This window comes from Novilysobacter selenitireducens, from assembly GCF_020026895.1.
GTDB classification, from domain to species: Bacteria; Pseudomonadota; Gammaproteobacteria; order Xanthomonadales; family Xanthomonadaceae; genus Lysobacter_C; species Lysobacter_C selenitireducens.
Map to the genome: position 1 here is coordinate 486,269 of NZ_JAINZW010000002.1, position 16,980 is coordinate 503,248.

Consider the following 16,980-nt stretch of genomic DNA (forward strand, 5'->3'; position numbering starts at 1 on the left):
CATGTCCCAGACCACTCTTCCTGCTGCCGACCGCGCTGCGCCGCCCGGCAACGTCCCCCATGCCACGCCGCCGACGCGCCGTCCGGTCCCTGGCCAGGCGGCCGTCGCCACTGTCCTTGCACGCGCCGACGTGCTTGTCGACGGGCCGCGCCCCTGGGACATGCGCGTCCACGATCCCGGCGTGTTTCCCCGCCTGCTGCGGAACGGCTCGCTCGCGCTCGGCGAGGCCTACATGGATGGCGCCTGGGACTGCGAGGCGCTGGACCAGATGCTCACGCGCCTGCTGCGTGCGCGGCTGGATGAGGCCGTCATCGGCTGGGCCGACCGCTGGCACGCCCTGCGTGCGCGGCTGTTCAATCGCCAGCGCGGCCGGCGCGCCTTCGAGGTCGGCGAGCGCCATTACGACCTGGGCAACGATCTCTACCGCGCCATGCTCGGCGCGCGCCTGGTCTACAGCTGCGCGTACTGGAGCGAGGCGACCGAGCTCGACGCCGCACAGGTCGCCAAGCTCGACCTGATCGCGCGCAAGCTGCAGCTCGCGCCGGGCATGCGTGTGCTCGACATCGGCTGCGGCTGGGGCGAGGCCCTGCGCCACTTCGCCGAGCACTACGGCGTCAGCGGTGTGGGCCTGACCATCTCCAGGGAGCAGGCGGACTTCGCGCGCGAGCGTTGTGCCGGGTTTCCCGTCGAGATCCGCGTGCAGGACTACCACGATGTGGGAGGCGAGTTCGACCGAGTGTTTTCCGTCGGCATGTTCGAGCACGTGGGCGTACGCAACTACCGCGCCTACTTCGAAACCGTGCACCGCTGCCTGCGGCCGCATGGCCTCACGCTGCTGCACACGATCGGCACCAACCGGTCGACCGACCGCACCGACCCATGGATCGAGCGCTACATCTTTCCCAATTCGATGCTGCCCTCAGCGGCTCAGATAACGGCCGCGAGCGAGGGTCTGTTCGTGCACGAGGATTGGCACAACTTCGGTGCCGACTACGACCGGACGCTGCAGGCCTGGCGCCGCAACATCGAAGCTGCCTGGTCACGGTTGCCGGCCCGCTACGACGAACGTTTCCGCCGCATGTGGCGCTATTACCTGCACGCCAGCATGGCCGCGTTCCGCAGCCGCAACGCGCAACTCTGGCAGCTTGTCCTTTCCCGCGACGGCGTGCCAGGCGGCTACGTCGCGCCCCGCTGACAGGAGGTCACCATGTGCTTTTCCGCCACGGCCAGTTTCACCGCCAGCGTCGCACTCACCGGCATCGGCGTGCTTGCGCTGCGGGCCGCGCACACGCCCGGCGAACGCATGTTCGCCCTGATCCCGCTCCTGTTCGCTGCCCAGCAGGCGACGGAAGGCCTGGTATGGATGAGTTACCCGTGGGACGCACCCACCCTGCGCGCCTGGGCAACACAGGTCTATTCGGTCTTCTCCCACCTGGTCTGGCCCGTCTTCATCCCCTGGGCGGTGCGTGCACTGGAGCCTGTGCCGTGGCGGCGCCACGTGTTGGCGCTGCTTGGTGTCGCGGGCTTTCTGAGCGCCCTGTTCCTGCTCTTCGGCATGGTCGCCACGCCGATCGAGGTGGTCCCCACCGGAGGCCACCTCGCGTACCGATCGCCACACTTCTTCCTGCCGATATCGCTGACGCTGTACCTTGCCGCGACGACGGTCGGGCTGGGCATGTCGAGCCAGCCGGTGATCCGCTGGTTCGGCGTGCTGGCACTGGCATCGGCGGGGTTCACCTATCTGGTGTATGCGCGCTGGTTCATCTCGGTCTGGTGCTTCTATGCCGCCTTGCTCAGCGTCATGGTCTACATCGCGCTGGCGTCGCGCCGGACCGCGGCTCGCCACGCCGTCTGACCGGGCGTATGGACATGACCCGACGTGGTTGACCCTGGCCAATGACGGCCATGGCGTTCGGCCGATCTGTCCTGTGGATAACCCATGCTCATCGCTAGTGGGCCTTGAGCATCGCCGCAAATCCAGAGCCCCGAGTGCGCACCGACGTCGTCTGGCGCCCGGCAGAGCCTGGCCGATCAACAGACACCGGCTTTGCACGTCAAGCGGTGCTGGGCGTGCGCACGCTGATTCGGAGAGCGCGAAGTCGGTCCGCCGGTTAATCCATCTCACCGGTGATGCATCATTGAATCAGTGCGGCCTTGAGAAAAGATCCATGAAACAACACCACCATCAACACAATCATCAGGCGCATGGCGAGGGACCGCCGCATCCCACCAAGGGCGCCGATGGCGACGTCCATGCCGGGCACGATAAGCATGCCGGCCACAGTGTGGCGAGCTTCCGCGACAAGTTCTGGCTCACGCTGCTGCTGACCACCCCCACCGTGGTCTGGAGCGGGATGATCCAGCACTGGTTCGACTACACCGCACCACGGTTCCCGGGATCGGCCTTCATCCCGGCGGTGTTCGGCACGATCGTGTACTTCTACGGCGGCTGGCCGTTCCTCCGCGGCGGATACCACGAGCTGCGAAATCGCCTGCCGGGCATGATGACGCTGATCTCGCTGGCGATCACCGTTGCCTTCCTTTACAGCGCGCTGGTCACGCTCGGCGTTGTCGAGGGATTGGACCTGTGGTGGGAGCTGGCGACGCTGGTGGCCATCATGCTGCTTGGCCACTGGATCGAGATGCGTTCGATCAACCAGGCACAGGGCGCTCTCAAGGAGCTGGCGAAGCTGCTGCCGGACATGGCGGTGCGGTTGGATGAGTCCGGTACCACGAAGGAAGTCCCAGTCGCAGAGCTGACACGGGGTGACCTGCTGCTCATCAGACCTGGCGCGAGCATCCCCGCCGACGGCGTCGTGAAGGAAGGGACCAGCGCCGTCAACGAAGCGATGATCACCGGTGAGTCCAAGCCGATGGACAAGGCGGCGGGCGACCGCGTAATCGCCGGTACCGTCAACGGACAGGGCTCGCTGCGTGTCGAAGTGACAGGGACCGGCGACGAGACCGCGCTCGCGGGCATCATGCGGCTCGTCGAGCAGGCCCAAACGTCGCGCTCGCGAGCCCAGGCCCTGGCCGACCGGGCGGCGTTCTACCTCACGATCATCGCCATCGTCTCCGCCGCCGTCACCGCCATCGTCTGGCCACTCCTCGGTCGACCGTGGAGCTTTACGATCGAGCGCGTAGTGACCGTGCTCGTGATCGCCTGCCCCCATGCGCTGGGCCTGGCCATCCCGCTGGTGACCGCCATCTCGACCACGATTGGCGCTCGGAACGGTCTTCTCGTGCGCGATCGACGCGGCCTCGAAGAGGCCCGTCTGCTGAACACGGTCGTGTTCGACAAGACAGGCACGCTCACCCTTGGTTCGCACCGCGTCGTGAAGACCACCGCCGCCGAGGGATTCACCGACGACGAGGTGCTTCGCGTGGCTGCGTCCGTCCAGCGCGATGCCGAGCATCCTATCGCGCAGGCATTGATGACCAGCGCAAATGAACGTGGCATCGACGTTCCGATGTCGCAGGACTTCAAGTCCATGCCGGGGCGCGGCGTACGCGCAGTCGTCGAGGAGCGCTTGCTTCACGTTGGCGGGCCAGCGCTCCTGAGAATGCTCGCGGTTGAGCCGCCGGAGACGCTTCGCCGGGCCGCCGAATCAGCGGCAGCTGACGGGCAGTCTGCAACCTATCTGGTGGAAGGCGACCGGGTGCTCGCCGTGTTCGCGATCGCTGACGCCATCCGTCCCGAATCGTTCGATGCGGTCAAGCGTCTGCACGACAACGGACTGGAGGTTGTGCTGCTGACTGGTGATTCCACCGCAGTCGGCAATGCGGTCGGGAAGGAGCTCAATATCGACACCGTCTTCGCCGAGGTCCTGCCAGAGGACAAGGTGGCAAAGATCGAGGAACTGCAGGCCCAAGGGAAGCGCGTCGCGATGGTGGGCGACGGCGTCAATGACGCGCCGGCGCTGCTCACAGCCGACGTCGGCATCGCCATCGGCACAGGGACGGATGTCGCGGTCGAGGCTGGCGACGTCGTACTTGTGCGCAGCGACCCGCGCGACGTCCCTGCGATCATTGCATTGAGCAAGGCGACCTATCGCAAGATGATCCAGAACCTGTGGTGGGCCGCCGGGTACAACATCGTCGCCATCCCGCTCGCTGCCGGCGTTCTCGCTGCATGGGGGATCATGCTGCAACCCGCGCTTGGTGCAGTGCTCATGTCGCTGAGCACCATCGTGGTGGCGATCAATGCGCAGCTGTTGCGCCGGGCGGTACGGTCCCCATGAACATGAACTGGCGACACCTATGACCACGCGCCGGCTTCTGGCACTCAACGTTGGCTCGTCCACCCTCAAGGGCGCGTGCTATCTGTTGCACGCTGAGGGGCCAGGCGCGCAGCCACGCGTCGTGGAGCGCTCCCGGGCCGAGATTGCCGTCGGCGCGGATGCGCAAGAGCGACTTGCCACCCTGCTCGAAATATTGTCGATACCGGCGCCCGGCCCCGACGTGGTGGTCCACCGAATCGTACATGGCGGCGACCTGCGCAACGCCAGCGAGCTCGACGAAGATGTACTTGCGAAACTGGATGCCTTGGTGCCATTCGCACCCTTGCACCAGCCGGTCGCCCTCGCGTTCGCGCGTGCCGCGCGCCTGCGTTGGCCGCAAGCCCGCCAGGGCGTGGCCTTCGACACGGACTTCCACGTGACACTCGCACCCTGGAGCCAGCGCCTGCCCATCCCCGAAGCATGGGATGCGCTGGGCGTCCGCCGCTACGGTTTCCACGGACTCGCCTTCGCCTCTGCACTGCGAGTCGTGGCCAGCCAGGACGCCGGAATCCTGCGGAGCCGCGCCGTCTTCGCGCATCTGGGGGGTGGTTGCAGCGTCTGCGCCGTCGAGGACGGTCGGAGCCGCGACACCACCATGGCGCTCACTCCGCTGGGGGGAATCCCGAGCCCTACCCGCTCCGGGGATCTCGATCCCGGTGCGTTGCTGTACCTGCTCAGGCACGAACGGCTGGACGCGCAAGCGATTGAGGACGGTTTGTCCCGCACTGCAGGTCTTGCCGGCATCGCCGGGCACGGCGATATGCGCGTGCTGCTTGCCGATCCGGGCCCGCAGGCCCAGCTTGCCGTGGACCTCTTCGCAGTCCGGATCGCGCAGTCCATCGCGGCCATGGCCACGGGAATCGGCGGACTCGACCATGTCGTCTTTTCCGGCGGCATCGGCCACCGCGCGCCGGGTCTGCGGGCGCGGATCATCGCGCGCTTGGGCTGGCTTGGCCTGGCGCTGGCACCTGACGACAACGATGCTGGGGCCACGCGGATCGATGCCGCGAGCGGGCCGGCCATCTGGAACGTCGCGATCGATGAGGAACGCGAGCTGGCCGAATCAGCATTGGCCTGGCTGTAGTCCACGGCATACCGCCAGGGCGGCCCCAGCCAGGATTACTCGCCGATCAGTGGCGTCGTGAGCACCGCTGCGAATCCACCACCTGGGGTGCGCATGTTCGTAGTCTGGCCCTGATAAAGCCGGGCCGCGAACAACAGCACACCCGCCTCGGACGCGAAGCAGCGCACATCCGCCTTGAGGGACTGGCCCCCATGCACGATCCGCATGCTCGGTGGCGCGAAGGCCTGTGCGATGTAGGTCGCCGACGCCATCGACTCCCACGTTCGCCGCGTGAGCTTGTCGCCCCGATAGCTGCCACGGCTGCCGAACCCTGCTGCAGGCTTGAAGAAGTAGCCGTTGCGTGCTGCCCACAGTGCATCCCGGTTTCGGGGGACGACTTCAACCGTTGTCGGGATCACCTCGGCCAGCAGGGCTGTCGAACCCGCATCGACCCCAAACCCGCCGAGCAAAGCCGCGTCTCCAAGCACCGCCAGGTTGCGCTTGTCGGCGAACAGCGCGTGCGCACGCGGATGCGGGGTGAGTGCGACGTCCCCTGCGAGATAAGCCTGACGAAGGTCCGCATGCGAAGCTTCCTCAAGCGCGAAATCGGTCAACCGGTTGTAGACCATGTCGATCGGGCCGTCGGCATCTGCAAGCCCCTCCGGGCCGAACCTCAGATCCTCGGGCGCGCGTATCACGCAGTCCACGCCGTGCTCCCGGAATGCGTCCGCGTACAGCTCGAACTCGGGGTAGAGGAACTGCTCCCGCGGGGCGCTGTCCACGATGGCCACACGGGACGGCGCGCGGCCCGACTGCTGCCGGGCATCGTCAAGCCAGGCGGCTACAGCCGCGCTATGGGCCTCCGTCGCCGTGGTCCAGGTGGTCCACGCAGCCGGCGCGCAAGATCTCACGGCATCGAGCAGCACGGCATTGAGGAGCAGCCCGCCTGGATTGGTGTTGACCTCGATCAACCGCGGGCCGTCGACGGTCAGGTGAAAGTCCAGCCCCAGGACGCCACCCGCCGAACCCGGGTAATGGGTTGCGATGTCGGGGGCCCATTGCAGGACGCGCTCGCGGTATCGTGGATTCTCTGCAACTTCGAAGAGCGCCGCCGCGACTCGCCCCATGGCGTCCAACGCCGCACGGTCGACGAACAGGGCGTACCGAGAGAACAGATGTGCGTGAACGGCCGGGTCAGACATGGACTCCGAGAAGGCGGCCCGGATCGACTCGTGCAGCCGCAAGACGTCGACTACTTCGCATGCACACCGCTGGTTGAGCGAGGCACCCACTGAAGTGGCACAGTTGATATTGCAGCCTGACTGGCCAGCCATTCTTGGGGCTCCCTAGGTTTACGCCTCGACGCAGCCTGGTTGCTGCGCTGCTGCATCGATCCCGCCCAGCAGTCATGTTATCTGCTCTCAGGACAAGCGCCGCTTCTCGAAGAAGACAGAGGTAGGGCGTGATGCCCCAACTGAACATCCGCTCGGGTTGGCAATCCAGCCCGCCCACCCTCGATAACGGCCCCTTATCGCGGGTACCGGTCGAAATCGCGGGCATCGCACGTGCTGCTCTGGCATGTCGGCGCCCTGCCCGCTGGTCAGCCCTTGGCGGCCAGGGCCGCCTCCACATCCTTGAGCACCTGCTTCTTTTGGCGCACGGTGAGGTCCTTCCACTGGAGCAGGAGCCGGGCCAGCAACTCGTCGTCCGTAAGCAGATACGCCGCAGGCACGCCCAAGGCCTCGGCCAGTCGCTGGAGCGTCTCGCCCCGGGGCTCGTGCTTGCCATGCTCGTACTGGTTGATGCGGGGAGAGGCCACGGACGGCTCCATGCCGGCAAGCAACCCCAGATCGCGTTGCGACAGGCCCGCCCGCTGCCGGGCCTCGGCCAGCCGCCGCGCAAAAACCGAAGGTGGTGCTGCCTGTTTCGCCACTGTGCCCCCCATGGGCGACAGATTGGCGAAGTTTTCGCGGCTTGCATACTAAGTTATTCTTAGTGCCCCCTCAACCTACAGGCCCATTTGATGCGCGCGTCCACTCCGCGCTCCCTTGAAGAACTGGGCCCTGTCGCCAGCCTGCAGCTGTGGGCCCTGCTGGCGGCCCAGACCGAACGCATCCCGGTGGCGCCTTCCGTGGACCTGACGATCGCGCTGCTGGATGATCTAGGTCGCCTCGGGATCATTGGAGCTCCGGAAGGCCTGCGGAGATGGACGGTTGCGTCCGACACCCGCACCACCCCGATTGAAGGCTTTCAGTGGCGACTGATGTGGGATGTGTACGAGCCCTCGCGACTGGGAGAAGCCCTGGAGGACTACTTTGCGGAGGTAGCCTTACAGCCGCTAACGGGTGGTGCGGTCATACGGCTGTGGCAAAACCTAGGTCGAGCAGAGGCCGAGCGGTTTCTGGCATCGCAATTGATTCGACACCGCTTTCCTGGGGAGTGGGCCCTGGATGTCGGGCGCGCGTTCTCTTGTGTTCAAGGATTGAGCATTGGTCAGTGGCGCTATTGCGGATGGGCGTCAGTGAGGCACGGGGCTTCCTTGGCGCTGCAGTGGCAGCGAACCGACGAACTCATCCGGCGGGCAATCGCTGAGGAACTGGTCAAGCGCGCACGCGGTGTCAGCAAAGGCGGGTGGACCAACTGCTCCTTTGTACCCCGAGAACCCAGGCCGGATACCGCACTGTCCCGCGGCTTTGCCTATGGCATTAGCGGATTGCAAGACTCGTTTTGGTCTGTTCCCACACTGGAGGAGTCGCTGCTGAGAGAGCGCCCAAGCATAAGTTGAGGTCAGAGCGATCGCAGCACACCGCACTGCAAATTCGGGCTAAGCACCTCACGAACTCCCAGGAGGAGGTCAATGCACTGATGCAGTCGCCAACAACGCCTCTTGTTGCTCGAAAATCATGCAGTTCGTCGCAACAATTGATTGGTCGACGTCTTTGTCTTGCAACTTATCCCCTACCTGCAGATTGGGAAGCAGGTTTATCAGAATGGAATTCAATAACGTCGTAAAGCCCTGCATGGTCATTCCCTGACCCTCAGGCAGTCCGTTATCCAAGCGGGCTTGAACGATGCGTTCATAGATCATCTGTGCGTCGGAGGACAATCGGTAGCCCGCCTCCCAAGGCAAAGGCGCGAAGTGCGCCGTGAACGACGGGCCGCCGGCGGGGTAATGCAGGTGCAGGTCGTAACAATCCACCGCAGCCTTAAAGTCCGTGATGCCGGTAAGCGGCTGAAACGCGTACGTGTCAGCCATGAAGCGGCCGACAATCTGCCTCTTACCTTCGGAGATGAAGGTAGTAACTATTGTATCGAGCTCAGGCTGACCCACGAGGATCCAAACGCACTTTATACGATATGTGCGCCATAACTCGTTGTGAACCCCAATCAGCAGCTTGAAGAGGGCATCGTCTAGCAACTGCGCCTCGTCAAGGAAAATAACGACCTTCTTCTTCTCGGAACGCGCTCCCACCTCGACCAAACGACCCACAAACAATTTCCGCCTGTCCTCAGGGCTGCGCTTCGTAGTTGGACGCCCCATTGAACTAAGCAAATCTCCCCAGAAGGCCCCTTCGGAGATACCGGCCTTGTGAAAAAGAACTTCCGCCGAAACCACGCCAACGGAGTTCCCGAGCCACTGTCGGTAATTCGATGCGAAATAATCTACCGCCCAGCTCTTTCCTATCCGTTGCAACCCAGGTACGAGGGCGCCGACTACGTTTGAATTAATCCAGCCGACGACCACGTTGATGAAATTCTCCAACGCATTGGTTGGCATGACATAAGTATCGAGCTCCACCGGATGCATAACAAGCCCTCCGCGCTACTTGATCTTGATCCAATTCTTCTCTGGTACTCGCGCCTTAGCATCTAGTTCTCGGTTGAGCTTCTGAGGCTCCCCGATCCTTCCAGCTTTGACGAGTTGGTTCGTAGCTGACTTGCGATCTTCTGCCTCACGCTGCTGAATCTCTTTAAACGTCTGAAGCATGTCGCTTCCAGGCTTGGCAACAAGCTTCCCTGTTCTTCTGGCGCGACGCACGATCTGTCGTTGCTCGAGAGTGTGGGGAGTCAAATGCCATGGCGGTCCTGCCTTTAGAATTCCTAGCGGGAACTCTTTCCCGCCTCTCCTCAGGTAGGCACGTACCAGTCGGATGTCTCCGTCCACATCGACAACGAGACGCACCTTCTTGCCTATCGAATCGGTCACCTTTCGCAGCACGTCATTTGTGTAACGAGCACCCCATAGCTCAACGTACGGCGCGCGGTGCGAGCTTCCGCCACCTCTAATTGTCTTAATCAACTCAACTCGAAGCAATCTTCGTGCCAACTCCTCCGGGTTAGCGACGCGTCTTAACGGTGAAGCCGCGTGGTCGTCCCACATCCGAATATACTCGTTGGGACTGCGGTTCACTAAACTCTCGTGCGGATCGGAATTGTAGTTTGCGAGCATCACGTCGATGATTTGCTCAAGCTCTTCGATGGTCACCGCGTGCTCGCTGGCGGCTTTCAAAGCGCGCTTTCTTTCTTCTGCTGGAGCTTTAGGATCGAAGCCTATCGGAAGTCGTCGAAATCCATGCGTCTCGAGTGTTTGATTCAATCGCTCTACGAATGGGCGCGCAATTGGAAATCGCACGCGGCCATAATTTACGGTAGCGCCGATCGCCGTGGTCAGTCCGCCCATCGTGAAATTCGCAGTATTAGCTTTAGCTCCGTCTAAGCAGACGAGATCTATGAGTCGACCTCTAGCTTGAGGGGCAACGCCCGATGGAAAGCCTGCGCCGTCTTTGTACCTGAGATGCGGCAGCGTTAGAGCCTTTGGCTCCCACGGAACGAGTGCATGAGCGAAAGAACGCATTACAGAGATCGCCGGGTAGTTGGTACTTCCCAGTCGATACGAATAACCCAGAATCGCTCGACTTGCTCGATCGACAGCTATCAGGAGCCACAGTCGCATGGGTGTCGTGTAAATCCATTCTCCCCGCAGGCCGGGAGTCTTAATGACAAAATAGAAATCCCCATTGTGACCGTCATGCTCTATCTCCTCGAATGGGCGCAACTGCTGCGCACCCGATGGCTGCCCCGTGAGCGGCTGCTCCAGGGCGGCTTCGCCCTCAGCGCTAGCTTCGATTGCGCATTGCTCCTGTCGCATTCGCTCGATAAACCGAACTAGAGCGCGGGCACCTTGGTCTTCAGTATTGAAGGGATACTGATTCGGGGCGCGGAACTTCGCGCACTTCTTGAGAAATTCGACACGGATTGCCTTGGCAAGAACAGATGAAGATCTCCCTGCCGCTTTACGAACATGTTTTTCGACGTAGCCGTACAATTCCTCGTGCTCCGCCAACAGATGCATAAAGGCCCCTGCAAAGCCCCTTCGCTGTCCTGCGAACTTGGGGTTAACGGGTGCCGTGCGCTTGTAAGCGGAGATCGTCAATCCGGGAATGAGCGCAAAAAAGCCGTACATCACGCCGCTTGGTCGTGTCGCCAAGCATCGATTTAGCATCCTGTAGACTTGACTCTTACTGTAGCCATAGTCCCTCTTGATAGTCGCGAAGGAGGCGCCGTTCAAGTACGCTGTCAGGCTATTCTTTCTTCTATGATATTCTCTGACGGAATCTTCAGGTACGTCCGAATCACGAGGCCGATCCCAGTTGCTCGTGTCCCGCAACTCGGGTGCGAGGGCCAGTCGCTCCGCTATGCTCATGGGAGACGCAGCACCGTAGTAGACGCTAACGGGTGTTCATATAGATCGGCTTTCACCAGCCCACGGTGGATGAGACGAGCTAGTTCCGTGTTGACGTATCCCTCAAATCGAGACGCAAACAATCTGGTCAACTCCGACCAACTAGCCGTCCGAACCTTTTTCAGGTGAGCCACCACAGCAACTTCAATTTCCTCGTCCGAACTGTGCTCCATGGCGACGAAAGGTTGCAGCTGTTTTAGGTTCCGGACGTACGTGGCTCGACTTTGCAGATCGGCAGCCTGCCATACCTCGCATGTCAACTTGGATCCTTCGATCGACCGCTTCAGGAGGTCGGGGCTAAGAGCCTTATCGCGGGTCGACCTTATGTCGTACAACACGACACCGGCTTGCCGGCCTGATTGCCGCTTCAGCCAGAAGTCTAGAGCGCGCCGCTTGCCCTCTAGGGGTAGCAGATCGATGAAGATAGGAGGTCGCTCGCAGAACCAGGCAATATCGGGATCGAACTCGATCAACAGCCACGCGTCGTACTGGCTCGGGCCTATCAGGTGGACGTGACGATTGCTCTTGGCCGACCACGCCACGAAGACATTCGAGCGGCGGAACTCAGCGCCGCCGATCTTTCGCGGGTTAAACTGTGGACCAGCCTCGACCACCAGCGTGCCCTCGTTTAGACACGTAGAATGGGATACACAATTCTGTCCACTCCGTCAACTGCAAATCCGTACCCCCAGAATCCTAACTAGCTGTTTTTGTTCGCTTTCCATCGTACTGCGATTGTGAAAGCGGACACAGTCGAGTTCGCGGCCCGGTTCGCCCTCAACCCCTAACGCCGAATTTTCCAGTTTCGGTCGGTCCTACTCAGGGGAGGACGTCAGGGCGTCTTGCCCCCGCAGCGAGGGTCGGTAGTCAAGTTCTGCTTTCGGCCAGAAGCGGACATCGACCTTCAATACCTGAGTAGGCCGCGCCGCGAAGCAGCGTCAGCTTGGACGAATTGTTAGCCGGTTACGATGACTGCGCTGATCCGCGCCCTGATCTCTTCGCATGTCTCATCGACTGCTGCGAGAATCGCTTCACGGTTCGCCTTAGCTTCCTTCCAATAGTCGCGTGACGAACGATCCGAGTGCTCGGCATCCACCGATTCGCCATAGCACAGATCGATGACTTTCTGGAGATGTCCATAAACTGCGAAGGCATAGAAAGGCTTGTTCTTCTCCACCAGGTCGCGCAGTTCGCCGAAAGCGGGGCCGAATTCCTGGAGCCGCTTTCTCAGGCGCTGCTCTTGAGTCTCTTGAAGGTCAACAAAATCGACTAAAGGACGTATCCGAAGCGCCTTCATTCGGAAGTCGACGAGGCAAGACCAGATCTCTTTGTAGATGGAAAATTCTGCATCGAACTGCGTCTTTGTGACATGGAGGCTGCGGTCCAAGTCGGCCTGAAGCGCCTTGTTGTTCTGGTCTAGCTGACGCTGCAATGCGAATTTTTCGCGCTCAACGATACGTAGAACCCAGACGCGGCCCAGGAATGCAGCGAGGCCGCCGACAATCAACGTGTATCCGCCGATGGTGGCTATCAGCTGTTCAAGGGTGAGGAGCGTAAGACTTTCCATAACAAGCCAACACCTGAGTTAAGCCGCGCCGCGAAGCGGCGTCGGCTTGGACGAATTGTTAGGCCCCACCTAGCGAACTTCCACTCGCCGAATCGGGGTGCCTGTGACCCAGCCATCCGGCGATTTCAGCACGCGCATTTCCATCACGAACGATGTGCGGATATCCGCAATCTCGCGGGGAACCGCAGCTCGGTCCTTTGCTTCAATGAAGTATCCATAAGCCGAATAGCCCTGATTGAGCACCAGCGCAAGCTTCTCGTCGTGGTCCTTGCGAGCAGGCGTCTTGCAGCCGGACTCGTCCATGCCCCATTCGGGACCCTGGAGCGTGTAAGTGGTTTCACCATCCACCTTCTCCACATGGTCGGTCCAAACGCTGAGGTAGACTGCTCGTTCCGACTCATTAACAGCGCACCAGCTCCAGACGTGATTGACCTGGACTGCGCCGAAGCGCTCCATTAGCTGGGTTCTGTTCGCAGGACGTGCCACTTGACCTCCTTTGGTGCTAACACCTGAGTTAAGACGCGCCGCGAAGCGGCGATGGCCTGTGCGAATTGTCAGATGGCGCTCTCGCGAACCCGCAAGACGAACTCTCTAGGATCTGGATAGCAAGACTTGATCCTGACGTGCTGGAGTTCGCTCTGGTCTTGAATCATTCCACGCGCTTCCTCTTTTAGCTGCACCGACGCCCGAGCGCCAAGGACAACTCCGATAATGGCATCCGGAGGAACCTCGAAGAGGTAAATCTTTGACGAGCCTGAATTAGCTATGTCGTTCGCCTCCGTAAGCGCCATGAACATGCGCCACTCACGCTCGTAGGACCACTGCGTGCTCTTTACGAGGAACATGTCGGACACTTCAAGATCAAGCAGAACCCCAGAAGGACGGGCGTCTCGATAGAGTACCCGGCGTATGTGGCGGCACTCGTCATTCTCAGATCGTTGCGCGTGAAAAAATGGGTGATGCGCATCAAATTCTAGAACGAACCCGGTATGGCTCGCCGCGTAATGTGCCCACATGAGCAAGCTGTCGCATACCTCGGAGAGGCATAGGGCTCCGATGTAGGAGTCCCATTTTTGTGGCAGCCCTTCAAGGGCCTCCTTGACTCCTGCCTCAAGCGCTTTCTGCAGAACGGGATAGCTCTGCCGCATGGCTGGAACCATCCGATTGAGGAACTTAGTCTGGGATATGGCGGCCCGAAATTCTGGGGGCTGTCTGCTATAGGTATCGAGCAGCTCAGGAAGAAGAAGCTCCTCAAATGAGCCAAGCGTACGCTCTGCCGTCGCCAAGCCCTGGAGGTGCGGTCTCCCCTCAAATGGATCGTTGAACTCGCCCAGAGGAGTGAAACGCATCTTCCGCGTTAGCAACACGTCCAAGCGGTCAGGGCCGAAGTACTTAAATAGGGACTTTGGTGTGTCGCGCATCTTCAAGGCCATCTCACGCCTGAGTTAAGCCGCCCTGCGAAGCAGCGTCGGCTTGAAAGGATTGCTATATGGCACTCCTAGACCTGGACGAGCACGGCTTGGACGAAGGTCTCCGTGTTCGAAGCCCATGCATCGACCGTTGCCGGCGAGATTGGCTCCACCTGGAAGCGTCCTCTGCCCGGGTTCTCATTCTCGTCGGCGCGATGCACGATCTTGTGGCGGCGCTTCATGGTCTTCTCAAGCTCAGCCATGTGGCCCGCTAGAGGTGCGGTGTCTACCGAGAGAGACTGCAGCAAAGAGATTACTTCCGTTGTGTTGTTATAGTTTGAACGTTCAAGACTAGAATCGATCGACGCTTTAATCACGTCTTCCACCGTACTGCCTCTAAAGGCGGACAACGAACCGAGCGTAAACTTAATCGCGGCGCTTCCCTTCAGAGGAATTTCGGCTAACACTTCCGGTGCCGCGGCGGGCAGTTTCCAGTAGGCGAGGCTTCTTAGTACGTCTTCCATTGAGGCGTGGAGGAGGACAACCGCTGCTCGCAATACGTCCGTCTTTTCGTGACCCCGCCTGCCACGGCCGGCTCCCGATAGTTGCGTGCGGTAGATTGAAACAAGATTTCGAACACGACTAATGTTGCGGTCAAACCGATCGCTAATCTGTTGCTTCATGAGCAGCGCCCCTCTCGCGCCATATAACACCAGAATTAAGGCGATCCGCGAAGCGGGCTCGTCTCGACTAAACTGTTAGGTGACATAGGCAGCGATGCTACCGTAAAGGACGAGAAGGACGCCGAAGACCTGCTGCTTCACACCCCCCGTTGCCGACTTCTCCAATGTCTCCCGAATGCTCCTGATGTCTCGCGCGTTATCTGCAATTCCTGTAGCTGCGTCTTTGTCTACGCGCTCAATTTGCACCTGCATTTTCTTGATCTCTTCGGAGATCTCTTGGCGCACCTCAGCAATCTGATCTTGAAGGTAGTCGAGACGTTCTTCAACTGTCCTGGGCTTCCTTGTTACATGGAATTTGGCTTCTCCAGTAATTGCGATGGAGCCCGATCCGAATGCAGAAATTGCCACGCTGCGTTTGAATAGCGGAAATTCGCAAAGGTACTTGGCGAACATTGTCAGTAGCGATCCTTTTCTGACTAACCCGATCGCCGAGTTAACTGAGTGAAGGACAAGTAGACCACCCAGCATCTGAGACAAAAGAGACGCCGCTAGATTTATGCGTTGCGAGCTCCCTGGAAAATAACCTAATAGAAGAAGATGCACAGCAAAAAACAACGCAAATGACGATTAGAGGCCAAGCTCTGAGAAGCCAGACTAGGAGCGCACGCAATTTTCCCATGTCGCGTAACACCAGAATTGAGCCGAGCCGCGAAGCGGCGTCGGCTTGAAGGATTTGTTAGGCGTTACTGCCCCGGTGGCTAGCTGAATTCCCCAGCGCCAGCGACGGCTAACACCCCCAGTGCCGAACACTACCAGCCCGAGCCGACCGGCGCTTTCAAGCCCGCTCGCCTTGCTGTAGGACAGGGCCGACGTCCGCTTTGGGTCGGAAGCGGCCCTCCACGACCAAGCCCATCCAAGAGCACCCACATGGTCTGGTGCCGGCGGGATATGGGAGTCCGCGTGGAGCCCCTACCAGCCTCTAACCGTCCCCGCGCTGCGTCAGACACCAGTCGCGAAAGGTCGCCGGTCTGGTAGTCGCGCAGTTGTCAGTGCGCCCAAGTCGATTTGCATCCCGGGCAGCGTCCCCGGTTCGGGGCCGTGGCATCATCGGCGACGGGGAAAGACCAAGACGGGGACACATGGAATTGAGCACTGGGGAAGCTCCGGTTTCGGAGCCTGGCGCTGCCGGTTTCTGGCGGCGGTCGATCGCGTTCGTTGTCGATGCGCTGGTGTTGGGCATCATCGGTGCGTTGGCGGGCTGGGCGCTGTTCGACGAGTTCGCGCGGATGGGCGGCTACGGACGGGTGATCGGCTTCATCGTCGCACTGGCGTTCTTCGGCGTGATGAACAGTGCACTGTGCCAAGGGCAGACGCTGGGCAAGCGCCTACTGGGGGTGCGGGTGGTCGGCAGAAACGGATCACTGCTTTCATTGCCCCAATCACTGCTGCGCTACTCGGTGCTGGGAATCCCCTTTTTCCTCAACGGGGCGCCGTTCGATGCAGAGATGTTGTTCTCACCTATGGGCTATGTTCTATCGCTCGTGATCTTCGGCGGAATGCTCTCAATTCTGTACTTGTATGTATTCAACCGTCGCGGCCGCCGTTCACTGCATGACTTGGTAGTCGGCAGTTCGGTGGTTACTGCGCAGACGCCGGTCGCTATGGTCAGGCCGGTACCGGTTTGGCGGGTGCATTTGGCTGTGGTTGCTGTGCTCTTGGCCGCAGCGACTGCCGTGCCCGCGCTCACCGGACGCTTGGCGCAGAGCAACTCCTTCAAGGATCTGTTGCTGGCCTATGAAGCCATAAATGCCCTGCACGGAGTCCAGCACGCGCAGCTGACCCACAACACGGCGTTCCGCAGCGGGAGCCCAAATGTCGAGTCGGTGGTGGCGCAGGTGAACCTGGCCGAAGAGCGTGTCAATGATGGCGCGTTCGCAGAGCACATTGCCGAGGTGATTCTCGCTAAAGACAAGAAGGCCGGTGCCATGTCGGCCATCCACGTCACGCTTGTGTACGGGTACGACTTGGGCATCTCTTCCTCTTGGCGCGCGAAGAGCTACCAATTTGCGCCGGACGCCTTGGCAGCCGGTGGCGGCGCATCGACTCCGGAGAGTGCGAAGTAAGCTGCGTAGCTCATACTGACGAGGCCTTCCTCGGATGTCTGCTATCGGCCAGAAGCGGACATCGACCCTCGACACTTGAGTTAAGCCGCGCCGCGAAGCGGCGTCGACTTGA

The 16,980-nt window shown here is 60.9% G+C and carries 16 protein-coding genes; 6 read left to right on the plus strand and 10 right to left on the minus strand.

The window, feature by feature from the left end; translation table 11 throughout:
- Position 1: 1 nt before the first annotated feature.
- From cfa to K6753_RS06045, 4 genes are all read left to right on the plus strand, one after another.
- Positions 2 to 1,195 (plus strand): cyclopropane fatty acyl phospholipid synthase, encoded by a 1,194-nt coding sequence (gene cfa / locus K6753_RS06030; RefSeq protein WP_223675324.1) that lies wholly within the window; start codon positions 2 to 4, stop codon positions 1,193 to 1,195.
- Between the two features lie 12 nt (positions 1,196 to 1,207).
- A complete protein-coding gene (locus K6753_RS06035) occupies positions 1,208 to 1,855 on the plus strand; it encodes a DUF6629 family protein (protein WP_223675326.1) in 648 nt (215 codons plus the stop codon).
- A gap of 313 nt (positions 1,856 to 2,168) precedes the next feature.
- On the plus strand, positions 2,169 to 4,241 hold the full coding sequence (locus tag K6753_RS06040) for a heavy metal translocating P-type ATPase (RefSeq protein WP_223675328.1): 2,073 nt from the start codon (positions 2,169 to 2,171) through the stop codon (positions 4,239 to 4,241).
- Positions 4,242 to 4,260: 19 nt separating this feature from the next.
- A complete protein-coding gene (locus K6753_RS06045; protein ID WP_162797638.1) occupies positions 4,261 to 5,364 on the plus strand; it encodes an acetate/propionate family kinase in 1,104 nt (367 codons plus the stop codon).
- A 35-nt stretch (positions 5,365 to 5,399) separates the two neighbouring features.
- On the opposite strand, the gene K6753_RS06050 is transcribed toward K6753_RS06045, so the two are convergent.
- Both K6753_RS06050 and K6753_RS06055 read right to left on the minus strand, forming a co-directional pair.
- Positions 5,400 to 6,545, minus strand: a complete 1,146-nt coding sequence (locus K6753_RS06050) for a hypothetical protein (RefSeq protein WP_051464349.1) — start codon at positions 6,543 to 6,545, stop codon at positions 5,400 to 5,402.
- A 398-nt stretch (positions 6,546 to 6,943) separates the two neighbouring features.
- On the minus strand, positions 6,944 to 7,276 hold the full coding sequence (locus tag K6753_RS06055; protein ID WP_223675330.1) for a helix-turn-helix domain-containing protein: 333 nt from the start codon (positions 7,274 to 7,276) through the stop codon (positions 6,944 to 6,946).
- Between the two features lie 90 nt (positions 7,277 to 7,366).
- Here K6753_RS06055 and K6753_RS06060 point away from each other — a divergent pair, with 90 nt between their 5' ends.
- On the plus strand, positions 7,367 to 8,128 hold the full coding sequence (locus tag K6753_RS06060) for a hypothetical protein (RefSeq protein WP_223675331.1): 762 nt from the start codon (positions 7,367 to 7,369) through the stop codon (positions 8,126 to 8,128).
- Between the two features lie 69 nt (positions 8,129 to 8,197).
- Here the strand turns inward: K6753_RS06060 and K6753_RS06065 are convergent, their stop codons facing one another.
- From K6753_RS06065 to K6753_RS06100, 8 genes are all read right to left on the minus strand, one after another.
- Positions 8,198 to 9,151, minus strand: coding sequence for an ATP-binding protein (locus tag K6753_RS06065; protein ID WP_223675333.1), 954 nt, complete (start codon positions 9,149 to 9,151; stop codon positions 8,198 to 8,200).
- Between the two features lie 15 nt (positions 9,152 to 9,166).
- Positions 9,167 to 10,810: a hypothetical protein gene (locus tag K6753_RS06070; RefSeq protein WP_223675334.1), complete on the minus strand. Its 1,644-nt coding sequence runs from the start codon at positions 10,808 to 10,810 to the stop codon at positions 9,167 to 9,169.
- Between the two features lie 233 nt (positions 10,811 to 11,043).
- A complete protein-coding gene (locus tag K6753_RS06075; RefSeq protein WP_223675335.1) occupies positions 11,044 to 11,700 on the minus strand; it encodes a hypothetical protein in 657 nt (218 codons plus the stop codon).
- A 341-nt stretch (positions 11,701 to 12,041) separates the two neighbouring features.
- Positions 12,042 to 12,653 (minus strand): hypothetical protein, encoded by a 612-nt coding sequence (locus tag K6753_RS06080; protein ID WP_223675336.1) that lies wholly within the window; start codon positions 12,651 to 12,653, stop codon positions 12,042 to 12,044.
- A 69-nt stretch (positions 12,654 to 12,722) separates the two neighbouring features.
- Positions 12,723 to 13,109 carry a hypothetical protein gene (locus K6753_RS06085; protein ID WP_223675337.1) on the minus strand — a complete coding sequence of 129 codons (387 nt, stop codon included), beginning with the start codon at positions 13,107 to 13,109 and terminating at the stop codon, positions 12,723 to 12,725.
- A gap of 98 nt (positions 13,110 to 13,207) precedes the next feature.
- Positions 13,208 to 14,086, minus strand: a complete 879-nt coding sequence (locus tag K6753_RS06090; RefSeq protein ID WP_223675338.1) for a DUF2971 domain-containing protein — start codon at positions 14,084 to 14,086, stop codon at positions 13,208 to 13,210.
- Positions 14,087 to 14,151: 65 nt separating this feature from the next.
- Positions 14,152 to 14,745: a hypothetical protein gene (locus K6753_RS06095; protein WP_223675339.1), complete on the minus strand. Its 594-nt coding sequence runs from the start codon at positions 14,743 to 14,745 to the stop codon at positions 14,152 to 14,154.
- 75 nt (positions 14,746 to 14,820) lie between these two features.
- Entirely contained in the window at positions 14,821 to 15,198 is a 378-nt protein-coding gene (locus K6753_RS06100) for a hypothetical protein (RefSeq protein ID WP_223675340.1), read from the minus strand.
- 686 nt (positions 15,199 to 15,884) lie between these two features.
- Between K6753_RS06100 and K6753_RS06105 the strand changes: the two genes are divergently transcribed.
- Positions 15,885 to 16,868: an RDD family protein gene (locus K6753_RS06105; protein WP_223675341.1), complete on the plus strand. Its 984-nt coding sequence runs from the start codon at positions 15,885 to 15,887 to the stop codon at positions 16,866 to 16,868.
- Positions 16,869 to 16,980 lie beyond the last annotated feature (112 nt).

Coding starts and splice junctions, on each gene's coding strand:
- cfa (WP_223675324.1), top strand. CDS start 2: ATGTCCCAGACCACTCTTCCTGCTGCCGACCGCGCTGCGCCGCCCGGC.
- K6753_RS06035 (WP_223675326.1), top strand. CDS start 1,208: ATGTGCTTTTCCGCCACGGCCAGTTTCACCGCCAGCGTCGCACTCACC.
- K6753_RS06040 (WP_223675328.1), top strand. CDS start 2,169: ATGAAACAACACCACCATCAACACAATCATCAGGCGCATGGCGAGGGA.
- K6753_RS06045 (WP_162797638.1), top strand. CDS start 4,261: ATGACCACGCGCCGGCTTCTGGCACTCAACGTTGGCTCGTCCACCCTC.
- K6753_RS06050 (WP_051464349.1), bottom strand. CDS start 6,545: ATGTCTGACCCGGCCGTTCACGCACATCTGTTCTCTCGGTACGCCCTG.
- K6753_RS06060 (WP_223675331.1), top strand. CDS start 7,367: ATGCGCGCGTCCACTCCGCGCTCCCTTGAAGAACTGGGCCCTGTCGCC.
- K6753_RS06065 (WP_223675333.1), bottom strand. CDS start 9,151: ATGCATCCGGTGGAGCTCGATACTTATGTCATGCCAACCAATGCGTTG.
- K6753_RS06080 (WP_223675336.1), bottom strand. CDS start 12,653: ATGGAAAGTCTTACGCTCCTCACCCTTGAACAGCTGATAGCCACCATC.
- K6753_RS06085 (WP_223675337.1), bottom strand. CDS start 13,109: ATGGAGCGCTTCGGCGCAGTCCAGGTCAATCACGTCTGGAGCTGGTGC.
- K6753_RS06090 (WP_223675338.1), bottom strand. CDS start 14,086: ATGGCCTTGAAGATGCGCGACACACCAAAGTCCCTATTTAAGTACTTC.
- K6753_RS06095 (WP_223675339.1), bottom strand. CDS start 14,745: ATGAAGCAACAGATTAGCGATCGGTTTGACCGCAACATTAGTCGTGTT.
- K6753_RS06100 (WP_223675340.1), bottom strand. CDS start 15,198: ATGTTCGCCAAGTACCTTTGCGAATTTCCGCTATTCAAACGCAGCGTG.
- K6753_RS06105 (WP_223675341.1), top strand. CDS start 15,885: ATGGAATTGAGCACTGGGGAAGCTCCGGTTTCGGAGCCTGGCGCTGCC.